We start from the raw sequence: 9,422 nt of genomic DNA, 5'->3' as shown, positions 1-9,422 counted from the left end.
AGTTCCTTCGCGGCCTGGAAGGCGATGTTGGTGTCGAAGTCGGGGGCCAGGGGCCGGTAGGTGGGGTCGTTCTGGTTCTGCCGGTCCACGACCGGGGCCATCCGTTGCAGCGACTGCACGACTTGGTCGGCGGTGACCACTGCGTGCCGGATCCAGTTCGCCAGCAGCTGGGAGGAGATGCGGAGGGTGGCGCGGTCTTCCATCAGGGCGACGTCGTGGATGTCGGGGACCTTGGAGCAGCCGACGCCGGCGTCGATCCAGCGGACCACGTAGCCGAGGATGGACTGGCAGTTGTTGTCGAGTTCTTCCTGCTTCTCGGCCTCGGACCAGTCGGTGTTCGGGGCGAGGGGGATGGTGAGGATCTCGTCGAGGGTGGCCCGCCGGGTGCCCGTCAGCCGGTTTTGGACGGCGACGACGTCGACCTGGTGGTAGTGGGTGGCGTGCAGGGTGGCCCCGGTCGGGGACGGCACCCATGCGGTGTTCGCGCCGGCCTTGGGGTGGCCGATCTTCTGCTCGAGCATCTCGGCCATCAGCTCGGTCATCGCCCACATGCCCTTGCCGATCTGCGCCCGCCCCTGCAACCCGCAGGCCAGACCGGTGTCGACGTTCCAGTCCTCGTAGGCGGTGATCCAGGTCTGCTTCTTCATCTCGGCCTTGCGGATCATCGGCCCGGCCTCCATCGAGGTGTGGATCTCGTCGCCGGTGCGGTCGAGGAACCCGGTGTTGATGAACACCACCCGCTCCGACGCCTCCCGGATGCAGGCGGCGAGGTTGACGGTGGTGCGGCGTTCCTCGTCCATGATGCCGACCTTGAGGGTGTTGGCGGGCAGCCCCAACACCTGCTCGACCCGGCCGAACAGTTCGGTGGTGAACGCGACCTCGTCGGGGCCGTGCTGCTTGGGTTTGACGATGTAGATCGACCCGGTGCGGGAGTTGACCAACGGCCCCGTCTGATCGCCCGTGCTGAGTCCGTGGACGGCGCACAGGGAGGTGATCAGGGCGTCGAGGATGCCCTCGGGGATTTCGGTGCCGTCGCCGTGCAGGATCGCCGGGGTGGTCATCAGATGCCCGACGTTGCGGACGAACAGCAGCGACCGCCCGTGCAGGGTGAGCTCGGACCCGTCCGCGGCGGTGTAGACCCGGTCGCCGTTGAGGCGGCGGGTGAAACTTTTGCCGCCCTTGGTCATCTCCTCGGTCAGGTCGCCGCGGTTCAGGCCCAGCCAGTTGCGGTAGCCGATCACCTTGTCGTCGGCGTCGACGGCGGCGACGGAGTCCTCGAAGTCCATGATGGTGGTGACCGCGGACTCGAGCACCACGTCCTTGACCCCGGCCGCGTCCGTTTGGCCGATCGGGGAGGTGGGGTCGATCTGGATTTCCGCGTGCAACCCGTGGTTGCGCAGCAGCACACTGGTCGGGGCGGCCGGGTCGCCGAGGTAGCCGACGAACTTGCCCGGCTCCGCGAGGCCGGTGATCGTGCCGTCGGCGAGCTGCACGGTCAGGGCGGTGCCGTCGACGGTGTAGCGGGCGGCGTCGGCGTGCGACCCGGTCGTCAGGGGGGCGGCGGTGTCGAGGAAGGTGCGGGCCCAGGCGATGACCTTGTCGCCGCGGACCTTGTTGTAGGAGGCACCGGCCTGCGCGCCGCCGTCGTCGGGGATGGCGTTGGTGCCGTACAGGGCGTCGTACAACGACCCCCACCTCGCGTTGGAGGCGTTCAGCGCGAAGCGGGCGTTGAGGACCGGGACCACCAGCTGCGGGCCGGCGGTCGAGGTGATCTCGGTGTCCACGTTCGCCGTCGACACCGCGAACGGGGCCGGTTCGGGCACCAGGTACCCGATCTCGGTCAGGAACGCCCGGTACTCGGCCGGGTCGATCACGGCGGCGGCCCGGTCGCGGTGCCAGGAATCGATCCGGGCCTGCAGGTCGTCGCGGGTGGCGAGCAGGGCCTTGTTCTTCGGCGCCAGCTCGTCGATCACCTTGGCCGCACCCGACCAGAACCCGTCGGCGTCCACCCCGGTCCCCGGCAGCGCCTCCTCGTTCACGAAGTCGTAGAGCACCTTCGCGACCTGCAGACCGCCGACCTCAACACGCTCAGTCATGAAATGCCTCACTGTTCCGCACTTGGAGCACCGGACGGGTGCCATGAACCGCAGCCAATGTTACCCGCTGGTAAGGATGCGGTGGGCCGGATGCCCTGCGGAGGTGTGCCCCGAGGTGAGGGCGGGAAGTGAGGTCAGGCCTTCTCGCCGGTGGACGGCTCGAGGGACGGGGCCTCCGACTCGACGGGCGTGTCGTTCTCGGCGTCGATCCGGTGCAGATCGCCTGCGGCCTCTGCCGCGCTGAGACGCGAACGACGCCAGGCGACGACCAGCAGTCCGGCCCACACCGCAACGAGAGCGAGGTACCCGAGGGTGGCGGCGACGCCGGCGACGTCGAACGTCTTGAACAGCTTCTGCGCGTTGGTGATGATGATGATGCCGCCGACACCGGTTCCCAGAAGGGTCGCGGGCACCCGGCTGACGAGCCAGGCGGCGAGCGGGGCGGCGATGATGCCGCCGAGAGCCAACCCCGCGATGATGGGGATGTTGTCGAAGAAGTCGCTGCCGAGACCGAAGATGAATCCGATGCTGGCCGCGGCGGATACCAGGAACTCCGACGCGCTGACCGAACCGATGACGGTGCGCGGTGCGGTCTTGCCGCGCGAGAGCAGCGTGCTGGTGGTGATCGGCCCCCAGCCGCCGCCGCCGCTCGCGTCGATGAATCCACCGAACAGGCCGAGCGGTGACAGGAACTTCGCCGTGTGCGGCGACGTCCGGGCGTCGTTGACGGCGGGAGGGCGGATCGAGAAGCGGAGCAGGACGTACACACCGATCGCCAGCAGGATCGTCGACGTCACGGGGACGGCGGCGGCCGTCGACAACTGGGACAGCACCGTCGCACCGAGGAACGCACCGATGGCGCCGGGGACACCCAGGCGCAGTACGAGGGCCCAGTCGATGTTGCGGAACCGCCAGTGCGACGCGCCGGAGGCGAGCGTGGTGCCGACCTCGGCGAAATGCACTGCTGCGCTGGCGTGTGCCGGTCCGACGCCGCTGAACACGAGCAGGGTGGTCGCAGTCACGCCGAAGGCCATGCCGAGAGCGCCGTCGACCAGCTGGGCACCCACGCCGACCAGCGTGAAAATCAAGAGCTTGAACATCGAGACTCCGACCGAGAGAGCGAACCGTCAGGGCAGCAAAGACCAGCGAGCAGGCTGGTCAGCAACATCCCTGGTCGAAGGCATGGCCTCGGCGGGAGGGCCAGAAGGGCATGAGGGCGAGCGAGGCCGCGGGGCCTGCCTGCGCGCTCGTGCCGTTCACTCGGACTCCCACATCTCTCGTCGCGTGCGCGGCCGTCCGCGCACAAGGCTCGACACTAGCTGGAGGGGTGGGCGCGTGTCATCTTCACACGCGCCCAACCGCTCACAGTTTTCGCGCAGAGATCTCGAAGCCCGCGTCGCGCAGCCGTGTCACCAGGACGTCGCCGAGTGCCGTCGCGGGGGTGAGGACACCGGCCGAATCCGGCAATGCATCGCCGCCGAGGACGAGGCTCAGCGCGGATTCGCCGAGCATCACCGCGGTGGCGCTGTATCCGGGGTCGCCCTTCGCCTTCACCCGCGACGTGTAGCGCGCGCCCGTGGTGGTGGTCGTGTACACGTCGATGGTGAAGTGGCCCTTGCGCTGCGCCTCTTCGCTGGGGCCGTCGCCCGGTGAGGGCAGAACGCGGTCGAGGACGTACCGGGTGGGCGGGAGGGCCATTCCGACGATCAACCCGCCGAGGCCGGCCGCCACCGCACCCGCGATCACCGGTGTGATCGGGGAGCTTCCGACGTTCATGACCTCGCGGTACTTGAACTCGCGACCGTAGGCCCAGTCGCGGAGCGCGTTACTGCGCCGCACGACCCGGGTGTTGTAGGGGCCCATGAAGAAGGGGGCCTTCCACCCCTTCAGGCCGGGTGCGATGTCCTCGCCGTTGACCACGCTCATGTCGGACTGCTTGCCGAGGTCCGGTTCCTTCGAGCGGTCGGGGCTCAGGGAGTACGGCGAAGCCGCGAGATGCCGCGACGCCGGATTCTTCTTCGACACGTCCACCTGCGTGCGCAGCGAATCGATCGTGCCGCCGCTGACGCCGCCGCGCACGGACGTGACCACCAGGGTGGTGTCGGTGAGTTCGCCGGCGCCGTCCTCCCGGACCTTCTCGTGCAGGACGTGCACCCCGAGGTCGGACGGAATGGAGTCGAACCCGCAGGAGTGGACGATCCGGGCGCCGGTCTCGCGGGCCCGATCGTGGTTGGCGTCGATGCTCTCGCGGGCGAACAGCACCTCTCCGGTGAGGTCGACGTAGTCGGTGCCCGCCTCGGCGCACGCCGACGCGAGGGCGTGTCCGTACTTGGCGTACGGCCCGACCGTCGTCGCGACCACCCGGGTGCGTCCCGCCAGGGCTGCGAGCGACGGGGCGTCGTCGGAGTTCGCGACGATGAGGGGCCATTGCGCCGCGCGCGGACCGAGCGAGGACCGCACCGCTTCGAGTTTGGCGGCTGTCCGCCCCGCGAGCGCGATCCGCACGCCGTCCGGGGCGTGCTGTGCGAGATAGTTGGCGAGAAGTGTGCCGACGAAGCCGGTGGCCCCGTAGACGACGAGATCCAATTCACGTGCGCTGTCTGTCATGGCACGACCCTACTCGGCGGTAGGGAAGGGTGAGTTCAGACTCCGGTACCGGGGTGGGTGGGTGTGAGGGGTATCCGGGTGCGGAGCCGCAGGACGACGTAGCCGACCCACGAGGTGACGACACCGAGCGCGACGAGAGTTTGGATCGCTCCCGCGGCGGATTCCGGGTAGACAACCCCGGTGAGGTAGTGGGAGATGAACCCGGACGAGGGGAGTGGGTCCTGCCCGGCGCGGACCCGGGCCCAGCTCTCCACATGTGTCAGCGGGCAGTCGATGCCGACGAGGAGGCCGGTGAATCCCCAGGCCACCGCGGCGAGGTGGAGGGCGATAGTGCGCGGCCAGTGCCAGGCGAGAAACCCGCCGCACACGACGTAGAGGATGAAGATCAGGTGCGCGACGGCAGTGGCGTCGGCGACGACCTCGAAGAAGACGTTCCCCATCGATGCACCCCTGACATCCGAAGTTCCCCCTACGCCATCGTAGGCGTCGCCCGGCCGGGTCCGCCGGGTAACGGGCTCAGGCGGTGCTGCGCACGTCTTCCTTGACCACCAGGATCGGAATGTCGACCTCGAGCAGGAGGCGCTGCAGCCACCGTTCCAGGAGGAACTTGCCGATCGGGGACATGCGCCGGGTACCCACGACGAGCAGATCCGCACCGCTGCTGTCGACCAGCGCGCACAGTGCACTCACCTGATCTCCGTCGTGTTCGTTGGTGCGCAGTTCCCACGACGACTCGCCGACCCCGCCGCCCTCGAGCGTCGCCTGGATCTCGGCGCGCAAGGCGGACCGGTCGGACTCGGCGTCCTGCCCGGGGTCGTCGTCGAGGACGTGGAGGACGAGCAGCTGTTCCCGTCGTTGCACAGCCTCGCGGGCGGCGTGGACGATGGCCGCCCGGCCTTCCGGGCTGTCTCGGTGGACAACGGCTATCGCCATGAAGCGCCTCCATTTGCAGGTATCGGTACGACCCCTATTATCCCCGTGCCGGAGAGTGCTCCGGCTGTGTCGATGCTCTCGTAGGCGGATTCGAGCGGTGTTCGATCACCAGGGTGAGGGCTCGTAGTCCTTCAGGAAGCAGCCGTGCAGATCGACGCCCTGCTCGCCCTGGACGATGGGGTCGTAGACGCGGGCGGCGCCGTCGACGAGGTCGAGGGGGGCGTGGAAACCCTCGTCGGCCAGGCGCATCTTGGTGTAATGCGGCCGCTCGTCGGTGATCCACCCGGTGTCCACCGCGGTCATGAGGATGCCGTCCTCGAGCATCTCCTTGGCGCTGGTGCGGGTGAGCATGTTCAGCGCGGCCTTCGCCATGTTGGTGTGCGGATGCCCCGGACCCTTGTAGGCGCGGCTGAACTGGCCCTCCATCGCGGAGACGTTCACCACGTACTTGCGGCGGGCGCCTGCCGCCGCCATCGCGGGGCGCAGCCGGGACACGAGGATGAACGGGGCGACCGAGTTGCACAACTGCACCTCGAGCAGCTCGATCGGGTCGACTTCCTCGACCGTCTGGACCCAGCTGTTCGTGTGCGCGAGGTCGGGCAGGAGTCCGCCGGCGTCGATCGCCAGACCCTGGTCGATGCGATCGGGGGATGCCGACTTCGCGACCAGGGCGAGCGAACTCACCGCGTCGGGGGACAGTGCGGCGCCCGCCATCGCGGACACGTCGGACAGTGAACCGGCGAGTGCCGCCGGGTGGGCGTCGCTCGTCTTGCCGAACGTCAGGACGTCGGGCAGGTCGCCGGAGGGAAGGGCACCGGACTCGGCATCCGCGAGCGCGCTGTAGGCGCCGGGCGAGCGTCGCACCGTCTGCGCGGCGTTGTTGATCAGGATGTCCAGCGGGCCCTGCGCGGCAACGGAGTCGGCCAGCGCGACGACCTGCGCCGGGTCGCGCAGATCGATACCGACGACGCGCAGCCGGTGGATCCACTCGCTGCTGTCCTCCATCGCCTTGAACCGGCGGATGGCGTCGTTGGGGAAGCGTGTCGTGATCGTCGTGTGGGCTCCGTCGCGGAGCAACCGCAGCGCGATGTACATGCCAATCTTGGCGCGGCCGCCGGTCAGCAGCGCCCGGCGGCCGGTGAGGTCGGCGCGCGCGTCCCGCTTGGCGCGGCTCTTGGCCGCGCAGTCGGGGCACAGCTGGTGGTAGAAGGCGTCGACCCGGGTGTACCGCTGCTTGCAGATGTAGCACGGGCGGGGCCGGATCAGGGTGCCCGCGGACGCCCCGTCGGCGTTCGACGTGAGGGGGATGCCTGCGGTCTCGTCGTCGATCCGATCGGGGGAACCCGTGGCGGTGGCGGCGACGACCTGACGGTCGGCCTCGGAGACGGCGTCGCGGGCCGCGATCCGCCTGCGCTTCTTCAACTTCTTGAAGAGGTGACCGACGGCGCGCTGGACCGTGACGGAATCGGGATCCGCGTCGTCGAGTTCCGCCGCCTGATCGAGAACCTTCAAGCAGATCTCGAGCTCCGACGGATCGATCGTCGTCGTTGTTTCACCCATCGAACTTCGCCCTCTCACGAAGAAGGCCCCGGTTCGATGAACCGGGGCCTTTTCGTCTGTCTCAACTCAGAGTGTCCGAGGGGGGACTTGAACCCCCACGTCCGTTAATAGGACACTAGCACCTCAAGCTAGCGCGTCTGCCATTCCGCCACTCGGACTTGCTTGCCCCCATTTCCTGGGTGCTGCAAAAGATTAACCGATGAACCGCCACGGCCCAAATCGCCCCTCTCACCTGAGCGTTTCCGCTGCTGCGGTGGTAGGAAAGTGGAGTGCCAACTACACAGGAAACCCCAGGCCAGGGTCGCGCCGAAGCCGAAGTCGTGGATCTCGTCAGTTCACTGATCCGCTTCGACACGTCCAACACCGGAGAGCTCGCCACGACGAAGGGCGAACGCGAGTGTGCGGAGTGGGTGGCGGCCCAGCTGCAGGAAGTGGGTTACGAGACCGAGTACGTGGAGTCGGGTGCACCGGGCCGCGGCAACGTATTCGCGCGGCTGAAGGGGTCGAACCCCGACCGCGGCGCCCTCATGCTGCACGGCCACCTCGACGTCGTTCCCGCCGAGCCGGCGGACTGGCGCGTCCACCCGTTCTCCGGAGCCGTCGAGGACGGATACGTGTGGGGTCGCGGCGCCGTCGACATGAAGGACATGGTCGGGATGATCCTGGCGGTGGCCCGCCAGTTCAAGGCCGAGGGAATCGTTCCTCCCCGCGATCTCGTGTTCGCCTTCGTCGCCGACGAGGAGGCCGGTGGCAAGTACGGCTGCCAGTGGCTGGTCGAGAATCGCCCTGACCTGTTCGAGGGTGTGACGGAAGCGGTCGGTGAGGTCGGTGGTTTCTCCCTGACCGTTCCGCGACCGGACGGCACCGACCGCAGGCTCTATCTCGTCGAGACCGCCGAGAAGGGCCTCGGATGGATGCGGCTGACGGCCAAGGGCCGGGCCGGGCACGGTTCGTTCCTGCACACCGACAACGCCGTCACCATCCTGGCGCAGGCAGTCGCCCGGCTGGGTGCGCACACCTTCCCGTTGGTCATCTCCGATTCGGTGGCCGAATTCCTCGCAGCGGCGGGTGAGGAGACCGGACTCGACTTCGACCCGAAGTCGCCCGACCTCGACGGCACCCTCGCGAAACTCGGCACCATCGCCAACATCATCGGCGCCACCCTGCGCGACACCGCGAACCCGACCATGCTCTCGGCCGGCTACAAGGCCAACGTCATCCCGCAGACCGCGGAGGCCGTCGTCGACTGCCGAATCCTGCCCGGCAGGCAGGCCGAGTTCGAGGCGACGGTCGACGAGCTCATCGGACCCGACGTCCAGCGTGAATGGATCACGAAACTCGACTCCTACGAGACGACGTTCGACGGGCATCTGGTCGACGCCATGAACGACGCGATCCTCGCGCACGATCCCGGTGCCCGGACCGTGCCCTACATGCTGTCGGGTGGAACCGACGCCAAGGCGTTCGCGAAGCTCGGCGTCCGGTGCTTCGGGTTCGCTCCGCTGCAGCTGCCCGCCGACCTGGATTTCAGCGCGCTGTTCCACGGTGTCGACGAACGGGTACCGGTCGACGCACTACTGTTCGGTACACGCGTGCTGGAACATTTTCTGCTCCACAGCTGATCCGAGAACCGATACGCGACAAGAGAGGAAACGCATGTCACACGACCCGTACGAGGCACTTCCCGACCTGCCGAGTTTCGAGCTGACCTCCACCGACGTCACCGACGGGCAGCCGCTGAACAAGGAACAGGTCAGCGGAATCTTCGGCGCCGGCGGCTACGACAACTCACCGCAGCTGTCGTGGTCGGGATTCCCCGCCGAGACCAAGAGCTTCGCGGTGACGGTGTACGACCCCGACGCGCCGACGGCGTCCGGATTCTGGCACTGGGCTGTCGCCAACATTCCGGCCGACACGACCACGCTGGTGAGCGGTGCAGGCGACGACGACGGAACCGGGCTCCCGAGCGGTGCGATCACGCTGAAGAACGACGCCGGATTGCGTCGCTTCCTCGGCGCGGCACCGCCGGAAGGACACGGTCCGCACCGCTACATCTTCGTGGTCCACGCGCTCGACGTGGAGACCCTCGACGGGGTCACGGCCGATTCGACGCCGGCGTTCCTGGGTTTCAACCTGTTCTCGCATGCGATCGCTCGCGCGAAGATCCAGGGGACGTACGAGCAGTAGCCCGGGAGCTCCGGAAAGACACAGGTGGCCGGCGAATCC

8 protein-coding genes and 1 tRNA gene are annotated in these 9,422 nt (G+C 68.2%); 2 read left to right on the top strand and 7 right to left on the bottom strand.

All coding sequences use genetic code 11. The features are described from left to right. The 7 genes from ACNJ7E_RS34075 to ACNJ7E_RS34045 all read right to left on the bottom strand — a co-directional run. The coding region (locus ACNJ7E_RS34075) for a malate synthase G (protein ID WP_418339175.1) at positions 1 to 2,096 on the bottom strand (2,096 nt) is incomplete at its 3' end. A 134-nt stretch (positions 2,097 to 2,230) separates the two neighbouring features. Beyond that, positions 2,231 to 3,196 carry a sulfite exporter TauE/SafE family protein gene (locus ACNJ7E_RS34070; protein ID WP_280780024.1) on the bottom strand — a complete coding sequence of 322 codons (966 nt, stop codon included), beginning with the start codon at positions 3,194 to 3,196 and terminating at the stop codon, positions 2,231 to 2,233. A 262-nt stretch (positions 3,197 to 3,458) separates the two neighbouring features. After that, positions 3,459 to 4,703 carry a saccharopine dehydrogenase family protein gene (locus tag ACNJ7E_RS34065; RefSeq protein WP_280780025.1) on the bottom strand — a complete coding sequence of 415 codons (1,245 nt, stop codon included), beginning with the start codon at positions 4,701 to 4,703 and terminating at the stop codon, positions 3,459 to 3,461. Between the two features lie 35 nt (positions 4,704 to 4,738). Beyond that, positions 4,739 to 5,143 (bottom strand): DUF2784 domain-containing protein, encoded by a 405-nt coding sequence (locus tag ACNJ7E_RS34060; RefSeq protein WP_280780026.1) that lies wholly within the window; start codon positions 5,141 to 5,143, stop codon positions 4,739 to 4,741. A gap of 76 nt (positions 5,144 to 5,219) precedes the next feature. Next, positions 5,220 to 5,636 (bottom strand): universal stress protein, encoded by a 417-nt coding sequence (locus ACNJ7E_RS34055; RefSeq protein ID WP_280780027.1) that lies wholly within the window; start codon positions 5,634 to 5,636, stop codon positions 5,220 to 5,222. Between the two features lie 105 nt (positions 5,637 to 5,741). Then, positions 5,742 to 7,196: an SDR family oxidoreductase gene (locus ACNJ7E_RS34050; RefSeq protein WP_105416292.1), complete on the bottom strand. Its 1,455-nt coding sequence runs from the start codon at positions 7,194 to 7,196 to the stop codon at positions 5,742 to 5,744. 72 nt (positions 7,197 to 7,268) lie between these two features. Then, positions 7,269 to 7,354: transfer RNA gene (locus ACNJ7E_RS34045), tRNA-Leu, on the bottom strand. Between the two features lie 111 nt (positions 7,355 to 7,465). Between ACNJ7E_RS34045 and ACNJ7E_RS34040 the strand changes: the two genes are divergently transcribed. Then, on the top strand, positions 7,466 to 8,818 hold the full coding sequence (locus ACNJ7E_RS34040; RefSeq protein ID WP_105416290.1) for a M20/M25/M40 family metallo-hydrolase: 1,353 nt from the start codon (positions 7,466 to 7,468) through the stop codon (positions 8,816 to 8,818). A gap of 34 nt (positions 8,819 to 8,852) precedes the next feature. Next, on the top strand, positions 8,853 to 9,383 hold the full coding sequence (locus tag ACNJ7E_RS34035; protein WP_005243092.1) for a YbhB/YbcL family Raf kinase inhibitor-like protein: 531 nt from the start codon (positions 8,853 to 8,855) through the stop codon (positions 9,381 to 9,383). Positions 9,384 to 9,422 lie beyond the last annotated feature (39 nt).

Origin of the sequence: Rhodococcus mengyinensis, assembly GCF_048381435.1 — a bacterium.
GTDB classification, from domain to species: domain Bacteria; phylum Actinomycetota; class Actinomycetes; order Mycobacteriales; family Mycobacteriaceae; genus Rhodococcus_F; species Rhodococcus_F opacus_D.
Note: the sequence above shows the minus strand (reverse complement) of the source record. Positions and strands in the feature narration are given on the sequence as shown.